Genomic DNA, 18161 nt, shown 5'->3' with positions numbered 1-18161 from the left:
AGCACCCCCACCTCGGGCCGCTCGCTACGCCCACAGGGCGCTTGCCTCACTGCGCTGTGTAAGTCTGTATCGGAATTCCCATGAACCGCCGCCTGCTACCCCGTCTGCTGCTCACGCCAGCCATGGCCACGCTCTTCCTGTGGATGATCGTGCCGCTGGTGATGACGATCTACTTCTCGCTCATCCGCTACAACCTCATGCAGCCGGACCAGACCGGCTTTGCCGGGCTGGAGAACTTTGAGTATTTCGTCACCGACCCCTCGTTCGGCACGGCGGTGGTCAACACCATCTTGCTGCTGGGTAGTGTGATCCTCATCACGGTGGTGTTCGGCATTGCGATTGCGCTGCTCATCAACGAGCCGTTTGCGGGCCGGGGCATCGTGCGGGTGCTGTTGATTTCGCCGTTCTTCGTCATGCCCACGGTGAACGCGCTGATGTGGAAGAACATGATGATGAACCCCATCTACGGCGTGCTCGCCCAGGTGTGGATGTTCTTTGGCGCACAGCCGGTGGACTGGCTTACCGACCACCCGCTGTTCTCGGTGATCGTCATGGTGTCATGGCAGTGGCTGCCGTTTGCCACGCTGATCTTCATGACCGCATTGCAGAGCATGAACCACGAGCAGCTCGAAGCATCGCGCATGGACGGCGCCAACTACCTGCAGCAGCTGCGCTACCTGTATGTGCCACACCTGGCGCGCTCGGTGGCGGTGGTGGTGATGATCGAACTCATCTTTTTGCTCAGCATCTTTGCCGAGATCTACACCACCACGGGTGGCGGGCCGGGCGATGCGAGCACCAACGTCACCTTCCTGATCTTCAAGCAGGCACTGCTCAACTTCGACGCGGGCGTGGCCTCGGCCGGGGCGCTGTTCGCAGTGTTGCTGGCCAATATCGCGGCGGTGTTTCTGATCCGCATGGTCGGCAAGAACCTTGACAAGTAAGACGGGGCAACGCTCATGACAACGACACAACGACGCCGCTCCAACTTCCCGCTGGGCTTGCTGGCCCTGCGCACTGCCGCTGCCTGGGGCGTGGCCCTGCTGCTGTTCTTTCCGCTGGGTTGGCTGTTCCTCACGGCGTTCAAGACCGAGTTGCAGGCCATCGCCGTGCCGCCGCAGCTGTTCTTCATCCCCACGCTCGAGAACTTTCACGAGGTGCAGGAGCGCAGCGACTACCTGCTGTACGCCAAGAATTCGGTCATCACCAGCGTGGTCTCTACCCTGGTGGGCCTGATGCTGGCCGCGCCTGCGGCCTACGCCATGGCCTTCTTCAAGGGCAAGTACACCAAGGACATCCTCATGTGGATGCTCTCGACCAAGATGATGCCCGCCGTGGGCGCGCTGGTACCCATCTATGTGCTGGCGCAAAAGAGCCACCTGCTCGATACGCAGCTTGCGCTCATCATCGTGTTCGCGCTGTCCAACCTGCCCATCATGGTCTGGATGCTGTATTCGCACTTCAAGGACATCCCGCGCGAGATCCTGGAAGCCGCGCGCATGGACGGCGCCACGCTGTGGCAGGAGGTGCGCCTGGTGCTGCTGCCGCTGGGCATGGGCGGCCTCGCGTCCACCGGCCTCTTGTGCTTGGTGCTGTCATGGAACGAGGCCTTCTGGAGCCTGAACCTCAGCGCCGCCAAGGCCGGCACGCTGGCTACGCTGATCGCGTCGTACTCCAGCCCCGAGGGCCTGTTCTGGGCCAAGTTGTCCGCCGCCTCGCTGATGGCCATTGCACCCATCGTGGTCTTTGGCTGGTTCAGCCAGAAGCAGCTGGTGCAGGGCCTGACGTTTGGTGCGGTCAAGTAAGCCGCAGTTTTCCTCTCAGTTTTCAAGATTTCAGGAACCCGATTCCATGGCCTACCTTCAACTGCGCGGCATCGAGAAATTCTTTGGTGAGCACCGCGCCATCAAGGGCATCGACCTCACCATCCAGCAAGGCGAGTTCATCGTCTTCGTCGGCCCCTCGGGCTGTGGCAAGTCCACGCTGCTGCGGCTGATTGCGGGGCTCGAAAATATCGACGGCGGCACCCTGATGCTGGACGGCCGCGACATCACCGACCAGCCCTCGAGCAAGCGCGACTTGGCCATGGTGTTCCAGAGCTACGCGCTGTACCCGCACATGAGTGTGTACGAGAACATGAGCTTTGCGCTCAAGCTCGCCAAGGTGGACAAGCAGGTGATCGACGAGAAGGTGCAGAACGCCGCGCGCATCCTCAACCTCACGCAGTACCTGCAGCGCACGCCCAAGGAGCTGTCGGGCGGGCAGCGCCAGCGCGTGGCCATCGGCCGCGCCATCGTGCGCGCGCCCAAGGTGTTCCTGTTTGACGAGCCACTGTCCAACCTTGACGCGGCGCTGCGCGGCCAGACCCGTGTGGAGATCGCCAAGCTGCACCGCGACCTTGGGGCCACCACCATCTACGTCACGCACGACCAGGTCGAGGCCATGACGCTGGCCGACCGCGTGGTGGTGCTGCGCGATGGCGTCATCGAGCAGGTGGGCACGCCGCTGGAGCTGTACGACCGGCCTGCCAACCAGTTCGTGGCCCAGTTCATCGGTACGCCGCAGATGAATGTGGTGCCCTTGCAGCAGCTGCCATCGCCCGTGCAGCAGCAGGCACCCGCCGGGGCGGAGGGCGGCGCCATCGGCCTGCGCCCCGAGAACATCACGGTACGCAACACCGGCGCGACGCCGGTGCCGGGCCAGGTGGACCTGGTGGAAGCATTGGGCGCAGAGACGCTGATCTACGTGAGCACGCCCAGCGGCGCGCAGTTTGTGGCGCGCCAGAACGACCGCACAGGCCTGCGCGCCGGCGATGCGGTGAGCCTGGACATCGACGCGTCGCACGCCCATTGGTTCGACCCTGCGGGCCGTGTTGTCGCGGGTGCAGCTGCATGACCGCCGTGACCGCAGGCCGGGAATTGCACGGCAAGGTGGCCGCCGTCACCGGCGCTGCATCGGGCATCGGGTTTGCCAGTGCAAAGGCCATGGCCGACGCTGGAGCGCACGTGGTACTTATCGACCGCGATGAAAAAGCGCTGGACAAGACTTGCGCTGCCATCGGCGCCCAAGCGTCGCCGCTGGTGCTGGATTTGCTGGACACAAAGCAGTGTGCGAGCCTGCTTGCGCGCACGCTGGCCATTGCGGGACAACTCGACATCTTCCACGCCAACGCCGGGCTGTATGTGGGCGGCGACCTGGTGGATGCCGACCCCGACGCCATCGACCGCATGCTCAACCTGAACGTCAACGTGGTGATGAAGAACGTGCACAACGTGCTGCCCCACATGATCGAGCGCGGCACGGGCGACATCATCGTCACCAGCTCGCTGGCCGCGCATTTCCCTACGCCGTGGGAGCCCGTCTACGCATCGTCCAAGTGGGCCGTCAACTGCTTCGTACAGACCGTGCGCCGCCAGGTCTTCAAGCACGGCATCCGCGTGGGCTCCATCTCGCCCGGGCCCGTCATCACCTCGCTGCTGGCCGACTGGCCTGCGGAAAAGCTGGCCGAGGCCAAGGCCAGCGGCAGCCTCATCGAGGCCTCCGAAGTGGCCGACGTGGTGCTCTTCATGCTCACCCGCCCGCGCGGCATGACCATCCGCGACGTCGTGATGATGCCCACGAACTTTGATCTCTAGAAACCCGCAGTCACGCACCATGAATTTCATCCTGCACCTGGGCCTGGGCTCGTTCCACCGCGCCCACCAGGCCGTTTACGTTCACGCATTGCGCCAGCAGGGCGACACTGGCTGGGCCATCGCAGGCGGCAACCTGCGCCCGGACATGGCCGACACCATCGCGGCGCTGCAAGCGCAGGATGGGCGCTACACGCTCGAAACCGTCACCCCCCAAGGCGAGCGCAACTACACCGTCATCGAGTCGATCCAGCGGGTGATCCCCTACCAGGATGACCTGGCCCCGCTGATTGCCATGGGTGCCGACCCCGCCACGCGCATCATCAGCTTCACGGTGACCGAAGCGGGCTACTACCTGGATGCCCAGAACCAGCTCGATTGGCCCACGTTTGCCGACCTGCGCGCCGACCTGGCGGCCGTGAAGGCGGGCCAGGCAGGCCACACCATCTACGGCGGCCTGGTCAGCATCCTGCGCGCGCGCAGGGCAGCCGGTGCGGGCGCCGTGACGCTGATGAACTGCGATAACCTGCGCCACAACGGCGACCGCTCGCGCGGCGGGCTGCTGCAGTTCATCGAGGCGCTGGGCGATGCGCCACTCAAAGAGTGGGTAGAGCAGAACACCACGAGTCCCAACGCCATGGTGGACCGCATCACGCCGCGCCCCACGCCCGATGTGGCCGAGCGCGTGAAGGCTGCCACCGGCTGGGACGACAAGGCAGCACTCATGGGTGAAAGCTTTATCCAGTGGGTCATTGAAGACGACTTCATTGCAGGCCGCCCCGCGTGGGAAACGGTCGGTGTCGAGATGGTGCAGTCGGTGCAGGCCCATGAAGAGGCCAAGATCCGCCTGCTCAACGCAACCCACAGCTGCATTGCGTGGGCGGGCACGCTGGCGGGCTACCAGTACATCCACGAAGGCACACACGACGCGGCCATTCGCCAGATGGCCTACGACTACGTCACCGACGACGCGATCCCTGTGCTCCACACGCCCGAGCAACCATGCCCCATCAACCTGGAGCAGTACCGCGACGTGGTGCTGGACCGCTTCGGCAACCCCGCCATTGCCGACACCAACCAGCGCGTGGCCATGGATGCGTTCTCCAAGATCCCCGGCATGATTGCGCCCACTATCCGCGACCGACTGGCGCGCAACGCTTCGTTCGACAGCGTGGCCATGCTGCCAGCCCTGTTCCTGGCCTACCTGCAGCGCTGGCACGCGGGGCAGATCCCCTACAGCTACCAGGACCAGGCCATGGATCCCGCCGTGGCCCATGCCATCTGCGATGCCGCTGACCCCGTGGCGGCCTTTGCGGCCGACACGACCTTGTGGGGCGAGATGGCCGGCCACCCCCGACTCGTAGACGCATTGCGCAAAGCCTATGCCCGCGTGTTGGCTTTTGTGGCAGAGCGGACAGGCGCCTGATGCTGGTGTAATTTGAGCCCACTACCGCCATGACCGTGAAGATGCCCATCGCCCCGCGCCAGACCAAGCCCGAGCTGGAGCACGACTATGTGCGCTCGCCCGCGTTGGGCTACGAGTCGCCCGAGACGGCGGGCTTCATCCGTTGCCTGTCGCACGGGTTTCCCACGCCGCTGGCGCGCTGGCACTACCACGATGAGTACGAGTTGCACCTGATCACCGCGACCTCGGGCAAGGTCTTTGTGGGGGACTGGATCGGTCAGTTCCAGCCCGGCCACCTGGTGCTGACCGGGCCGCGCCTGCCGCACAACTGGATCAGTATGGACCTGCCCGAAGGGGGCGTGCCGCTGCGCGACCTGGTGATCCAGTTCTCGCACGCGCCGCTGGTGGCCAGCAGCGAGACCATCCCCGAGCTGCGGGAGGTGCTGCCTCTGCTGGAGCGCGCGCGCCACGGCGTGGAGTTCTTTGGCATGGAAGCGCAGGCGCAAGAGCATTGGCACCGCATCAAGGCGCGCCAGGGGTTGGCCCGGTTCGGCGCGTTCTGCGAATTCATGAGCGACCTGGCGCGCTGCACCGACTTTCGCCTGCTGTCGAGCACGCAGCTGCAAAGCGAGGACAACGACACCCAGCTCGACCAGATCAACGCCATCGTGAGCCGCATCACCGACCACCTGGCCGACCCGCTGTCGGCGGCCGACCTGGCGCAAGAGCTGGGCATGACGGAGAGCCGCTTTTCGCGCTTCTTCCGCCGTGCCACGGGCAATACCTTCACCGACTTTGTGAATCTGGTGCGCGTGAACCGCGCGTGCCAGCTGCTGATGGAGACCGAGCGCTACATCACGCACATTGCTTATGACGTGGGCTTCAACAACATGGCCAACTTCAACCGCCGCTTTCTGGACATCAAGGGCATGACGCCCAGCGAGTACCGCAAGCAGGGCGCGGGAAGGTTTGGAAAGACTTCCTGATCCCCGGCCGGATCTGCACCTTGAGAGGGGGGAGGCCCTTGTTGCGTGACCCCTGCACGTAACCCACCAAAGGCAAAGGCCGGGCCATGGCTTTCACTGTGAATCACTGACATCTGTCCATCACCCATGTACCTCGGAATCGATTTAGGCACCTCGGGTGTCAAGCTCCTGCTGCTGGACGATGCGCACACTGTGGTCGCTACGGCAGATGCCGCCGTGCCCCAGCTGCGCCCCCAGCCCACCTGGAGCGAGCAGCACCCCGCCGACTGGTGGGCCGCCGTGGAGACTGCCGTGGCGCAGTTGCACGCGCAGGCTCCCGCAGCGTGGGCGCAGGTGCGGGGCATTGGCCTCTCGGGCCACATGCACGGCGCGGTGGTACTGGGCGCGCAGGGCCAGGTGCTGCGCCTGGCCATCTTGTGGAACGACGGCCGCGCCAGCGCCGAATGTGCGCAGCTGGAATCGGCTGTGCCCACCTCGCGCCAGATCACCGGCAATCTCGCCATGCCCGGCTTCACCGCGCCCAAGCTGCTGTGGCTGCGCAAGCACGAGCCCGCCGTGTTTGACCAGATCCGCACCGTGCTGCTGCCCAAGGACTGGCTGCGCCTGCAACTCACTGGCGATATGGCGAGCGACATGTCCGACGCATCGGGCACGCTGTGGCTGGACGTGCAGGCGCGCGCCTGGAGCCCGGCCATGTTGCAAGCCTGTGGGCTCGATGTTTCGCACATGCCTGCGCTGGCCGAGGGCAGTGCGCCCACCGGCACACTGCGCAGCGATGTGGCACGCCGCTGGGGGCTCGGTGACAGCATCGTCGTGGCTGCTGGCGCGGGCGACAACGCCGCCAGTGCCGTGGGCGTGGGCGCCCGTACTGCGGGGCAGGGCTTTGTGTCGCTGGGCACCTCGGGCGTGGTCTTTCGCGTGACGGACGCTTTTGCGCCTGCCACCGAGCGCGCCGTGCACGCATTTGCCCATGCGCTGCCGCAGCGCTGGCACCACATGTCGGTCATGCTCAGTGCAGCGAGTGCGTTTGGCTGGGTCACCCGGCTCACAGGGCGCGGTGACGAGGCGCAACTGTCGGACGCCGTGGGTACCTTGAGCACCAGCCGCCAAATGCAGGCGCCGCTGTTTCTGCCCTACCTGAGTGGCGAGCGCACGCCGCACAACAACGCGGCTGCCACCGGCGTGTTCATGGGCCTGCGGGCCGAGCATGAAGCGGCGGACCTGGCCTATGCCGTGATGGAAGGCGTGGGCTTTGGCCTGCTCGATGGCCTCAACGCCATGCGCGCCGCAGGGCCGGGGAAGGGTAGTGACACAGGTCGGAGTGATGCGCCCCTGGCGCTCGTCGGGGGTGGCGCACGCAGCAACCCTTGGGCGCAGCTGCTGGCCAGCGCGCTGGGCACCCCACTGCAGCGCCCGCAGGGCGCACACGCTGCCGCAGCCCTAGGCGCCGCGCGCCTGGCCGCCATGGCCTGCGGTGGTGACGAAGCCCATTGGTGCGAGCCCCTGCCCGCTGACGCCACCTTCATGCCACAGCCCGCACAACAAACCCAGCTGGCCGAACGTTATGCCCGCTTTGTCGCGCTGTACCCCGCGCTGCAATCGCAGTTCTGACGCACTGTCTGCTTCCTTTCAAACGTCCATGACTTCCGCATCCACGATTTCCAACGGCACAGCGCCCATCCACGCCGCCATTGCCGGCGAGGCCCTCATCGACCTGATCCGCCGCCCCGATGGCAGCTACCTGCCGTGCCTGGGCGGCGCGCTCTACAACCTGTGCCGCGCGCTGGCGCGACAGGGTGTGGGCACCCAGTACCTCAACCCCCTGTCGCGCGACCGTTTTGGGCGTGAACTGGCTGCGCAACTGGTGGCTGACGGCGTGGTGCTGGCCCAGACCGAGCCTGTGCAGCAGGTCACATCACTGGCCGTGGTGAACCTCGACGCACATGGCCACCCCGACTACGCCTTCTACCGCGAAGGCGTGGCCGACCGCGCCGTGTCCGCCGCAGGTCTGGGCGATAGCTGCGCCGTGCTGCCCGCGCTGCAGTTGGTGTGCACCGGCGCGCTGGCGCTCGACGCGCGTGACACTGCCATCTACCTGCCGTGGCTGGCCGCTCAGCGCACCGCAGGCCGCTGTGTGGTGGTCGATGCCAATCTGCGCCCCTCCGTCATGCCCGACCTGGCCGCCTACCGCACCGCGGTGCACGCCGCGCTGGCCCACGCCCACATCATCAAGGCCAGCGACGAAGACCTGGAGCATCTGGCCGTGCCTGGTGTGGATGCCCTGGCCCGCGCACAGCACCTGCTGGCTGCCAACCCGCAGGCCCACCTGCTGGCGCTCACGCTGGGCGCGGAAGGCGCCTGGCTGCTGCACCGCAACGGCGTGCAGTGTTTTGCCAAAGAGGCCCAGCCGCTGCCAGTGGTGGACACCGTGGGCGCGGGCGACAGCTTTCTGGCAGGGCTGCTGGCGCATTTGCTGCGGCAGGCGCAGGCCGCGGGTGGTGCGAGCTTTGTGCGGTTTGTCGAAACGCTGGCGGCCGATGCCTGCCAGCAGGCGCTGCGCCATGCGCTGGCCAGCGCCAGTTTGTGCGTGATGGAGCAAGGCTGCGTGCCACCGGGCTGGGAGGCCGCCCGCGCTTGGGGCCAGCAGAATCCGGCAGCCCAAGACCCGCGCTGACGTCCGAGGAAGGGTATCGCCCTCGTCAAGGCTGTCCGTCTATCATTTCCTGTCGCAGATTTGCGGAGGATGCCGATGACGGAGTTTCTGGTTGCGATGCTGTGGTCAGTGGTTGAAGTGCTGATCGTCTTCACGGGTGCTCAGGTGGTGCGGGTGGTCGGCCTGGGCCGCTGGCGCTCTGAGCGCTGGGGCAGCAACGAAGCGCGGACCTGGAGTGCAGCGGGCGCACTGTCGTTCCGGCATGAAGGACAACGTGTGGTGACGACCAATGGCCTGATATTCGTGGGCTTGTTGTTCTATGGGGTGCTCGCTGTGCTGGCAGTCGCGCTTGCAGGGCTGGTTTCGGCGTGATTGCGGTTAGCGCGGTGCCTCAGGGCACACAGATCATCCCGGTGGGCCCCGAGGCGGCAGAAGCCGCCTGCACGGTCATCCGTCGGTCCATCACCCACTGCTGCGTGCTCGACCATGCCAATGACCCCGCTATCCTGACGGCCTGGCTGGCCAACAAGACGCCCGAGAACCTTGCTGCGTGGATGTCCGCGCCGGGCGCTGCGGTGTGGGGCGCATACCGGGGCGGAATGATGGTGGGCTTTGCGCTGCTGGCGAGGGCCACGTTGGCGTTGTGCTATGTGGTGCCAGAGGCCTTGCACCAGGGCGTAGGCCACGCCCTACTGCGTGAGGCCGAGGCTCACGCGCGACAGTCGCGGCTGGCGGCACTGGGGCTGGAGAGCACGCGAACGGCGGAGGCTTTTTACCGTCGCAATGGCTATGAACCCGCAGGTGCAGTGCAGTCCTGGGCAGGGCTGCAGGCACAGCCGATGCGCAAGGTGTTCTGAAGGGGGCTCTGGGCCGCGTGGAACGCGACGCCCAGAGCCACGACCTCGCCGAGTGCCCTGTCCATCAGGGTTATGGCAGTTGTTGGAAGCGAGAATGTTAATAAAAAATGGCCCTGGCGCTTGATGTGTAAGCGCAATCAGCTATTGTTTTCATAGTAAATCTCGGCGTGGCCGGCAGGCGTTGATCAGAGTTCCTGCGAGTAGACGATGGACCCATGGTGCTTGGCCATCTTGTCGTACAGCAGTCGCGCGGTGGTATTGGTTTCGTAGGTTTGCCAATACACGCGCGATGCCTTGGCTGCCCGCGCTGCGCTGTACACGGCGTCGATGAGCGCACGCCCCACGCCCCGGCCCCGCGCGGCTTCGTAGGTGTACAGGTCGCTCAGGTAGCAGATGGGATCGATGCGTGTTGTGCTGCGGTGAAAAAGGTAGTGCGCAAGCCCGAAGATCTTGCCGGCCGCAGCGTCGTGCGCCACGAGGCAGAAGACGGGCTCTGCCGGGTCTAGCAAGCGCTGCCAAGTGGTTGCGTTGATGTGTTCGGGCAGCGCGGTGGCGCCAAAGCGGCCGTAAAACGCGTTGTAGCCGTCCCAGAGCGGGCGCCATGCGGCATAGTCTTCGGGCTGAACGGGGCGTACGGTAACCGCAGCGGTCATGGGGTGACCTCCAGTGGATTTATTGGAGCACCCGCCCCGGGTTCATGATTCCCTGCGGGTCCAGCGCCTGCTTGATGGCGCGCATCATGCCCATGGCCACAGGCGACTGGTACTTCTCCAACTTGTCGGCCTTGAGTTCGCCAATGCCGTGCTCGGCCGAGAATGAGCCGCCGAACTCGGCCACGGCCTCATAGACGAGATGGTTCACATGGGCTTCGTGCTCGCGCAGAAAGGCCTTGGGGTCGCCCTCGGCTGGCGCCTGCACGTTGTAGTGCAGATTGCCATCGCCCAGGTGGCCGAAATTGACCAGGCGCACGCCGGGGATCTCGCGCTGCAGCACCGCGTCGGTGTGGGCCACGAAGGCGGGGATGCGCGAGATCTGCACCGAGATGTCGTGCTTGATGTTCAGGCCCTCTTCTGCCTGCGCGAGCGGAATGCTCTCGCGGATGTGCCAGAGCTGGTGGGCCTGCGTGAGGTTCTCTGCCACCACGGCGTCGGTCACGCAGCCCATTTCAAACGCGGTCTCCAGCAGCGACTCAAACCGTGCACGCGCGTGTTCTTCGGATTCGCTGTCGGAGTTTTCGAGCAGCACGCACCAGGGCGCGTTGTCGTCGCCCAGGAAGGGCACGCGCAGCTGCGGCATGTGTTTGCCCACCAGGCTCAGCGCAAACTGGCCCATCACCTCAAAGCCCGTGAGGCCCGCACCCAGCTGCTTGTGCGCCAGGCCCAGCAAGGCCACGGCATGTTCCATCGACGGCACGGCGGCCCAGGCCGTGAGGTTGGCGGCGGGCTGGGGGTAGAGCTTCATCGTCGCGGCGGTGATGATGCCCAGCGTGCCTTCGCTACCGATGAACAGGTCGCGCAGGTCGTAGCCCGTGTTGTCCTTGCGCAGGCCCTTGAGGCCGTCCCACACCTCGCCCTGGGCGGTGACCACTTCGAGGCCCAGGCACAGGTCGCGTGCATTGCCATAGCGCACCACCTGTGTACCGCCTGCGTTGGTGCCCAGATTGCCGCCAATGGTGCAGCTGCCCTCGGCCGCGAGGCTCAGTGGGAACAGCACGCCCGCGTTCTGCGCCACATCCTGCAGGTTCTGCAGGATGCAGCCAGCTTCCACCGTCATGGTGAGGTTGTCGGTGTCCACGCTGCGCACCGCGTTCATGCGGGTGAGGCTCAGCACGATCTGCGTGCCCGAGTCATCGGGCGTGGAGCCCACGGCCAGGCCAGTGTTGCCGCCCTGGGGCACGATGGCGGTGCCTGCTGCTGCGCAGGCCTTGACCACTGCCGCCACTTCCTGCGTGCTGGCGGGACGCACCACGGCCAGGGCCTTGCCGCGCACGCGACGGCGCCAGTCCTGCTCCCAGGCAGAGAGGTCGCCTTCGGTGATCACATGGGCGGGGCCGACGATAGCGCGCAGGGTGTCAAGCAGAGTGGTCATGGTCAAGGAGTTTCTTCTTCAAGGCGATGAAAAGAGGAGGCCAGCATCAGGATGCAGCAGAGGCGGCTGCAGCCGCCTTGGCATTGCGCTGGCGCAGCCGCACATGCAGCGTGCAGGCGGTGAACAACACGAGGCACAGGGCCACCTCGGCCCAGGCCAGCCACTGCGACGGGGGCTTGTCGCTCCAGCCGCGCACCACGCCTTCGGTGAAATACAGCCAGATCACCAGGCTGACCCAGCGGTAGGTGTACATGCGGTTCTTGAGAATGCCCGCCAGCGGGATGCACAGCGGAAGCGCCTTGAGTGCGAGCCATGAGCCACCGGGACGCAACGGGGCCAGCACCAGCTCCCAGGCCAGGCACAGAACAATCAGCGCCAGCAGGCTGCCGGTGGCCAGCCAGCGCGTGGATTCCACAGCGCTGTCGGCGGGAACGGGGAGGGCGGGCGGGGCAGAAGGTGATGCAGTCATTGGGGTGGCATCATATCGGCCATGTCCTTGTCCTTACAGGCAGTGGCCCAGCGCGCGGAGGCGCTGGTGACCGAGCTGTCGCACTTCCCCTGGAAAACCACGGCCCAGACGCTGCGTGAGCGATTTCGTGAGGACCATCTGGGGCTCACGGCCAGCAGCCTGACCTTCACCACCATCCTGGCGCTGGTGCCCTTCTTCACCGTGGCGCTGGCAGTGTTCACGGCCTTCCCCATCTTCGGCAAGCTGCAGGATGCGCTGCAGGGCTGGCTGGTGAACAGCCTGGTGCCCGACAGCATCTCGCGCCAGGTGCTGGGCTACCTCACGCAGTTTGCGGCCAAGGCCAGCAGCCTGGGGGTGGCGGGTTTCAGCATTTTGTTGGCCACGGCGCTGGCGCTGATCCTCACCATCGACCGCACCCTCAACGACATCTGGCGCGTGCAGCGGCTGCGGCCGCTGGGCCAGCGGGTGCTGATCTACTGGGCCGCCATCACACTCGGCCCGCTGCTCATGGGGGCGAGCCTGGCGCTCACGTCGTATGTGATGTCGGCCTCGGGCGGGCTGGTCAAGCGCCTGCCCGATGGTGTGCAGCTGCTGTTCGATTCGATCCAGTTTGTGGTGCTGGCGGGGGGCATGGCGTCGCTGTACCACTATGTACCCAACACGCCGGTGAAGTGGCGGCACGCCTGGACGGGAGGGCTGTTCGTGGCCGTGTGCATCGAGCTGGCCAAGAAGGTGCTGGCGCTGTACCTCGGCAAGGTGCCAACGTATTCGGTGGTGTACGGTGCATTCGCCACGCTGCCCATTTTGCTGGTGTGGATCTATGTGGCCTGGGTCATCGTGCTGCTGGGCGCGGTGGTTACGGCCTACCTGCCCAGCTTGCTGGCAGGTGTGGCGCGGCGCGGCACCGTGGCGGGCTGGACGTTTCAACTGGCAGTGGAGGTGCTGCAGCAGCTGCACCGCGTGCGCCACCAGCCCCTCAAAGGCCTGCGCCCCGGCCAGCTCGCCCAGTTGCTGCGGGTGGACGTGCTGCAGCTGGCCCCGGTGCTGGAGGCGCTGACCGCGCTGGACTGGGTGGGCCAGGTCAACGATGCGGCGGTGGACGCTGCGGACGTGCCCGAGCCGCGCTTTGTGCTGCTGGCCAACCCGGGTGCGACACCCCTGGCGCCGCTGGTGCAGCGCCTGCTGCTGGAGCGCGCCGAGAGCCTGCAGCCGCTGTGGTCACAGGCCCGGCTGGACGGGTTGCTGCTGGAGGATGTGCTGCAGCCAGGTGCTGGTGCTGACCCCGCCCAGGGCGCGCTGCGGGCAGGGTCGGTGTAAGCTATCGAAAATATAGCTGCTTGCGCTTGTTGGATAAGCGCTAGGGCCTGTTTTTACTTGAATTTATCGCCGTGGCAGCTGTGGCGAATCACCGCTTCAGAACGGCACCTTCCCCGTCCAGATGTCCTTGTACATCACCCAGTCGCCCATGAAGCTGTAGAGCGGCCGCTTGAAGCTGGCGGGCTTGTTCTTCTCAAAGCCGAAGTGACCCACCCAGGCAAAGCCGTAGCCGCACAGCAGCCCGTACAGCAGGTACTGCGGCTTGCCCGTGGCCAGCAGCATGGCCATGCAGACCAGGGTGAGCGTGGAGCCCACGAAATGCAGCCGGCGGCAGATGCGGTTGCTGTGCTCGCTCAGGTAGAAAGGGTAGAAGTCGGCAAAGCGCTTGAAGGTGCGCGGGTCGGTGGGGGTGTGGGGTGCACTGATGTCCATCGTTGTCTCCTTGTGGGCGGGACTGCCCCGGTGCCAATCGCTTTATACGCCCAGGCCCCAAAAAATGCTGTGCCGTGATGGACAGGGGTTGTTGCGGGCTGTCCTTGAACAGGTTCTGCCACTATGGCCATGATGACTTCCATTGAATCCACCACCACCCCACCTGGCAGTGCCCCGTCAGTGGGCCGCGAACACGCCATCGACGCGCTGCGCGGCTTTGCGCTGCTGGGCATCCTCATGGTCAATGCGGGCAGCTTTGCCTCCACCTACTTTGGCGTGGGAGTGTCTGACCCAGCCTTCTCGCGGCCGGTGGACCACGCCGTGCGCTGGCTGGTGAGCTTCTTCTTCGAGACCAAGTTCTATCTGCTGTTCTCGATGCTGTTTGGCTATAGTTTTGCGCTGCAGATGGACGCTGCCCGGCGCACTGGCAGCGTTTTTGTACCGCGTTTTTTGCGGCGCTTGCTGGGGCTCGCATTGCTGGGGGTGGCGCACGCGTGGCTGCTGTTTGCGGGTGACATCCTGGTTACCTATGCGCTGCTGGGTGTGCTGCTGCTCGCATGGCGGGACGTGCGTCCGGGCACGGCAGTGGTGCTGGCACTGGTGCTGCTGGGGGCCACTGCCGCTGGCTGGGGCCTGTTGGCCTGGCTGGTGGCGCAGGTGCCGCCGATGGACTTGCCCCTGGCAGAGCTGCACGCCAAGGCGCAGCAAGCCGCGCAAGCGTATCGCGCCAGTGCCCTGGAGGCCATTGCGCAGCGCGGGCGGGACATGGCCGAGGGCGTGTGGTTTGTGCTGGTGTTCGTGCAGGGCCCGTGTGCGCTGGCCATGTTCCTGTTGGGGCTGGCGGCGCACCGCACCGGCTATCTTGCCACTGTGGCGCAGCACCCCGCGCGACTGCGCCGCTGGATGGTGTGCTGCCTGCCGGTCGGTGTGGCGGGTGCGTTGTTCTATGCCTCTACGCAGGGAGGCGGCAGCGCTCACTCGCCCGAGCATGTGGGTCTGGCTGCACTGGCAGTGGATTTGGCCACCGCACCGTTTCTCACTTTCGGCTATGTCGCGCTGCTGCTGTGGTTGCTGCAGCGCGGCCCTGCCGGCCGCCGGCTGGGCGCTGCGCTGCAACCAGCGGGGCGCATGGCACTGACGAACTACCTGCTGCAGTCGCTGGTGGGGGCGCTGGTCTTTACGGCCTACGGCCTGGCGCTGGTGGGCCAGGTGTCGCCGGGATGGGTGGTGCTGGGCGTGCTGGTGCTGTACGCCAGCCAGCTGGCGTGGAGCCACCGCTGGATGGCCACGCATGCCTATGGTCCGGTGGAATGGCTGCTGCGTGCTTTCACGCAGTGGCAGTGGCCCGCATGGCGGCGCGTCCCGGCCTGACTGCAGGCCGGGACGCGTGCGGAGCGCTGCTCAGCGGGCCAGAAAGTCGCGCAGCGCGAACAGCGTTTCTTCCGGCGCCTCGGTCATCTGGTTGTGGCCCACCGGCAGGTTGGCCATCGACACGGATTTGCCTGCTGCGCGTGCCGCATTCACCAGGCCCTGCGCGGCTCTGGGCGGTGTCATCTGGTCCTGGCTGCCTAGCGCAAACAGCACCGGGCAGGTGAGCTGCGCCATGGCGGCTTCGCCGCCGGTGTAGCTGTCGCAGGCCACAAACCCCCGGTGGAACACGTTGACCGCCGTATTGCTGCGCAGCACCTTGCGCCCCAGCGCCATGCCTGCGCCAAACACCCAGGTGCCAGGGCCCAGGGCCGATGGGGGCGCAGACAAGGTGCTGCGCGAGAACACGTTGACCATGCGCATCGCCTTCTCGGGGTCGGTCTGTGACGCTTCGATGAGTGCGGGCGAGACCTTCATCGGGAACGCCGTGCCCACCAGCACCAGGTGACTGATGCGGTCCTTCAGGCGCGCGGCCGCATCCATGGCAATGAGTGAACCCCAGCTGTGGCCCACCAGCGCTGCGCGCTGCGCGCCCGCAGCATCCAGTAGCGCACCGATGAAGTCCGCGCCTTGCTCCACCGTGGCGGGCGCCTCACCACTGCTGCGGCAGTGGCCCGGCAGGTCGATGGCCAGCACGTTCCAGCCGTGGTTGGCCATGTAGCGGCTTTGCAGGGCCCACACGCTGTGGTCGTTGAGCACGCCATGGATGAACACCACGGTCGGTTTGGCGGCATCAAATGCCTTGCCGCCGGTGTAGCAGTAGATGGCGGCGCCGTTGACTTGGATGTGCATGGTCAGGCCCCCGCCTTTTCTGCGGCTTTGAGCGCGCGTTTCAGGTCGTCAATGAGGTCGTCGGCATCTTCGAGGCCGATGGACAGGCGGATCGTGCCCTGGCTGATGCCTGCGCCCGCCAGCGCTTCGTCGCTCATGCGGAAATGCGTGGTGCTGGCCGGGTGGATCACCAAGCTGCGGCAGTCGCCCACATTGGCCAGGTGGCTGAAGACCTTGAGGGTTTCGATGAACTTCTTGCCCTGCTCGCGGTTGCCCTTGAGGTCAAAGCTGAACACCGAGCCCGCGCCACGCGGCAGCAGCTTTTGCGCGAGGGCGTGGCTCCCGTGCGACTCCAGCATGGGGTGGCCCACGCGCGACACAAAGGGCTGTGTGGCCAGAAATTCGACCACCTTCTCGGTGTTGCGCATGTGCTGCGCCATGCGCAGCGGCAGGGTTTCAATGCCTTGCAGGATGAGCCAGGCCGTGTGCGGGCTCATGCAGGCGCCAAAGTCGCGCAAGCCCTCGCGGCGCGCGCGCAGCAGAAAGGCGCCCACGGTGCTCTCCTCGGTGAACACCATGTTGTGAAAGCCGTCGTAGGGCTGGGTCAGCTCGGCAAACTTGCCGGCGGATTTTGGGCCGTCCCAGTCGAAGCTGCCGCCGTCGACCACGATGCCACCCACCACGGTGCCATGGCCTGAAAGGAACTTGGTGGCCGAGTGGTAGACCAGGTCGGCGCCATGCTCGAAGGGCTTGATGAGCCAGGGCGAGGTGAGCGTGGAGTCCACCAGCAGCGGCACACCGGCCTCGTGCGCGATGGAGGATACGGTGGGAATGTCCAGCACATCCAGGCCTGGGTTGCCCACGGTTTCGCCAAAAAACAGCTTGGTGTTGGGGCGTACGGCAGCGCGCCAGCCGTCGATGTCGCCGGGCTTCACAAACGTGGTCTCAATGCCGAAGCGCGAGAGCGTGTAGTGCAGCAGGTTCTGCGAGCCGCCATACAGCGCCGTGCTGGCCACGATGTGGCTGCCCGCGCCCATGAGTGTGGCAATCGCCAGGTGCAGCGCGGCCTGGCCGCTGGCGGTGGCAATCGCGCCTACGCCGCCTTCCAGTGCTGCCACGCGCTGTTCCAGCACCGCGTTGGTGGGGTTGCTGATGCGGCTGTACACATGGCCGCCGCGCTCCAGGTTGAACAGCGAAGCCGCGTGGTCGCTCGACTCGAAGACGAACGACGTGGTCAGGTGGATGGGCGTGGCGCGCGCGCCGGTGGCGGGGTCGGGGCTCGCGCCTGCGTGCAGCGCCAGCGTGTCAAAGCCGGGGTCGGAGTAACCGGGCATCTTGTGTCTCCCATGTTGTCAATGCAGGCGGGCATTGTGGGCTATATTTGCCGACAAACGGCCTGCAGCACCTGGGCAACCCCAGCGGATGTGCTGGTGCCTGTGGGTCCACACATACTCTTCCCGATCCCCCGGAGACTCTGCACCATGAAAGTCAGCGACATCCTTCGCGTCAAAGGCAACACCCTCTACACCGCATTGCCGGACGAGCCGCTGGCGGGTGCCGTGAGCCTGATGGCCGAGCGCGACATTGGCTCGCTCGTGGTGATGGAGCATGGCGACCTGGTGGGCATGCTCACCTTCCGCGAGGTGATCCAGGCCCTGGTCAAAAACGGGGGCAGCGTGGGCACGATGCTGGTGCGCTCGGCCATGGACGACGCGCCCCTGACCTGCACGCTCGAAACCGACATGGACGAAGTGCGCCGCATGATGCTGGACCGCCATGCGCGCTACATGCCCGTGATGGACCGCCGCATGCTGATGGGCGTGATCAGCTTTTACGACGTGGCCAAGGCCGTCGTGGATAGCCAGAACTTCGAGAACAAGATGCTCAAGGCCTACATCCGCGACTGGCCGGAAGACGAGTCCCGCAGCGGCTGAACGCTGCGACGTCTGCGACACCGAGCGCGGCTCTCAGAACCTGTTCAAAGTCTTTTTAGAACCGCACAAGCTCCTTGCCGGGATGGGATGCAAGGCGCGGGGTGCAGCCAATAGCCCGTGCTATTGGCAAGCGCCGCAACGCCGCAGACCGCCCGGCAAGGCGTTTGCCCGAAGGGTTGGAGTGAAATC

At 65.8% G+C, this 18161-nt stretch carries 19 protein-coding genes; 13 read left to right on the top strand and 6 right to left on the bottom strand.

Annotation, left to right across the window (positions count from 1 at the left end; genetic code table 11):
• Positions 1 to 80: 80 nt before the first annotated feature.
• From ACT89O_RS16400 to ACT89O_RS16355, 10 genes are all read left to right on the top strand, one after another.
• Positions 81 to 944 carry a carbohydrate ABC transporter permease gene (locus ACT89O_RS16400; protein ID WP_069105336.1) on the top strand — a complete coding sequence of 288 codons (864 nt, stop codon included), beginning with the start codon at positions 81 to 83 and terminating at the stop codon, positions 942 to 944.
• Between the two features lie 15 nt (positions 945 to 959).
• Positions 960 to 1805 carry a carbohydrate ABC transporter permease gene (locus tag ACT89O_RS16395; RefSeq protein WP_487260600.1) on the top strand — a complete coding sequence of 282 codons (846 nt, stop codon included), beginning with the start codon at positions 960 to 962 and terminating at the stop codon, positions 1803 to 1805.
• Positions 1806 to 1851: 46 nt separating this feature from the next.
• The gene (locus ACT89O_RS16390; protein ID WP_487260599.1) at positions 1852 to 2895 is read left to right on the top strand and encodes an ABC transporter ATP-binding protein; all 1044 of its coding nucleotides are present in this window, start codon (positions 1852 to 1854) and stop codon (positions 2893 to 2895) included.
• Positions 2892 to 3635: an SDR family oxidoreductase gene (locus ACT89O_RS16385; protein ID WP_487260598.1), complete on the top strand. Its 744-nt coding sequence runs from the start codon at positions 2892 to 2894 to the stop codon at positions 3633 to 3635. Before ACT89O_RS16390 ends, ACT89O_RS16385 begins: the two co-directional genes overlap by 4 nt.
• Positions 3636 to 3654: 19 nt before the next feature.
• Positions 3655 to 5058 (top strand): D-arabinitol 4-dehydrogenase, encoded by a 1404-nt coding sequence (gene dalD, locus ACT89O_RS16380; protein WP_487260597.1) that lies wholly within the window; start codon positions 3655 to 3657, stop codon positions 5056 to 5058.
• 29 nt (positions 5059 to 5087) lie between these two features.
• Positions 5088 to 6023 carry an AraC family transcriptional regulator gene (locus ACT89O_RS16375; protein ID WP_056743668.1) on the top strand — a complete coding sequence of 312 codons (936 nt, stop codon included), beginning with the start codon at positions 5088 to 5090 and terminating at the stop codon, positions 6021 to 6023.
• A gap of 126 nt (positions 6024 to 6149) precedes the next feature.
• A complete protein-coding gene (xylB, locus tag ACT89O_RS16370) occupies positions 6150 to 7634 on the top strand; it encodes a xylulokinase (protein ID WP_487260596.1) in 1485 nt (494 codons plus the stop codon).
• A gap of 28 nt (positions 7635 to 7662) precedes the next feature.
• Positions 7663 to 8697: a PfkB family carbohydrate kinase gene (locus ACT89O_RS16365; RefSeq protein WP_487260595.1), complete on the top strand. Its 1035-nt coding sequence runs from the start codon at positions 7663 to 7665 to the stop codon at positions 8695 to 8697.
• 75 nt (positions 8698 to 8772) lie between these two features.
• Complete coding sequence (locus ACT89O_RS16360; RefSeq protein ID WP_055402739.1) at positions 8773 to 9048, top strand: hypothetical protein; 276 nt, start codon at positions 8773 to 8775, stop codon at positions 9046 to 9048.
• Positions 9045 to 9533: a GNAT family N-acetyltransferase gene (locus ACT89O_RS16355; RefSeq protein WP_487260594.1), complete on the top strand. Its 489-nt coding sequence runs from the start codon at positions 9045 to 9047 to the stop codon at positions 9531 to 9533. Before ACT89O_RS16360 ends, ACT89O_RS16355 begins: the two co-directional genes overlap by 4 nt.
• 185 nt (positions 9534 to 9718) lie before the next feature.
• On the opposite strand, the gene ACT89O_RS16350 is transcribed toward ACT89O_RS16355, so the two are convergent.
• The 3 genes from ACT89O_RS16350 to ACT89O_RS16340 are packed head-to-tail and all read right to left on the bottom strand — an operon-like array spanning position 9719 to position 12090.
• Positions 9719 to 10186, bottom strand: a complete 468-nt coding sequence (locus ACT89O_RS16350; protein WP_487260593.1) for an N-acetyltransferase family protein — start codon at positions 10184 to 10186, stop codon at positions 9719 to 9721.
• 19 nt (positions 10187 to 10205) lie between these two features.
• Entirely contained in the window at positions 10206 to 11621 is a 1416-nt protein-coding gene (locus ACT89O_RS16345) for an FAD-binding oxidoreductase (protein WP_487260592.1), read from the bottom strand.
• A 46-nt stretch (positions 11622 to 11667) separates the two neighbouring features.
• Entirely contained in the window at positions 11668 to 12090 is a 423-nt protein-coding gene (locus ACT89O_RS16340) for a DUF2069 domain-containing protein (RefSeq protein WP_176886420.1), read from the bottom strand.
• Between the two features lie 21 nt (positions 12091 to 12111).
• Here ACT89O_RS16340 and ACT89O_RS16335 point away from each other — a divergent pair, with 21 nt between their 5' ends.
• Positions 12112 to 13407, top strand: a complete 1296-nt coding sequence (locus tag ACT89O_RS16335) for a YihY family inner membrane protein (RefSeq protein WP_487260591.1) — start codon at positions 12112 to 12114, stop codon at positions 13405 to 13407.
• A 96-nt stretch (positions 13408 to 13503) separates the two neighbouring features.
• Here the strand turns inward: ACT89O_RS16335 and ACT89O_RS16330 are convergent, their stop codons facing one another.
• On the bottom strand, positions 13504 to 13839 hold the full coding sequence (locus ACT89O_RS16330) for an Mpo1-like protein (protein ID WP_010457794.1): 336 nt from the start codon (positions 13837 to 13839) through the stop codon (positions 13504 to 13506).
• Positions 13840 to 13962: 123 nt separating this feature from the next.
• On the opposite strand from ACT89O_RS16330, the gene ACT89O_RS16325 reads away from it, so the two are divergent.
• The gene (locus ACT89O_RS16325) at positions 13963 to 15210 is read left to right on the top strand and encodes a DUF418 domain-containing protein (RefSeq protein WP_487260590.1); all 1248 of its coding nucleotides are present in this window, start codon (positions 13963 to 13965) and stop codon (positions 15208 to 15210) included.
• 30 nt (positions 15211 to 15240) lie between these two features.
• Here ACT89O_RS16325 and ACT89O_RS16320 read toward each other — a convergent pair whose 3' ends face one another.
• Both ACT89O_RS16320 and ACT89O_RS16315 read right to left on the bottom strand, forming a co-directional pair.
• On the bottom strand, positions 15241 to 16059 hold the full coding sequence (locus tag ACT89O_RS16320; RefSeq protein ID WP_487260589.1) for an alpha/beta fold hydrolase: 819 nt from the start codon (positions 16057 to 16059) through the stop codon (positions 15241 to 15243).
• Positions 16060 to 16061: 2 nt separating this feature from the next.
• Positions 16062 to 17372 (bottom strand): O-acetylhomoserine aminocarboxypropyltransferase, encoded by a 1311-nt coding sequence (locus tag ACT89O_RS16315; RefSeq protein ID WP_487260588.1) that lies wholly within the window; start codon positions 17370 to 17372, stop codon positions 16062 to 16064.
• Between the two features lie 147 nt (positions 17373 to 17519).
• Between ACT89O_RS16315 and ACT89O_RS16310 the strand changes: the two genes are divergently transcribed.
• A complete protein-coding gene (locus tag ACT89O_RS16310; protein WP_121505952.1) occupies positions 17520 to 17972 on the top strand; it encodes a CBS domain-containing protein in 453 nt (150 codons plus the stop codon).
• Positions 17973 to 18161: the final 189 nt, after the last annotated feature.

Source organism: Acidovorax sp. NN32 (assembly GCF_057597245.1).
This window is presented reverse-complemented; position numbering and strand designations above follow the sequence as displayed.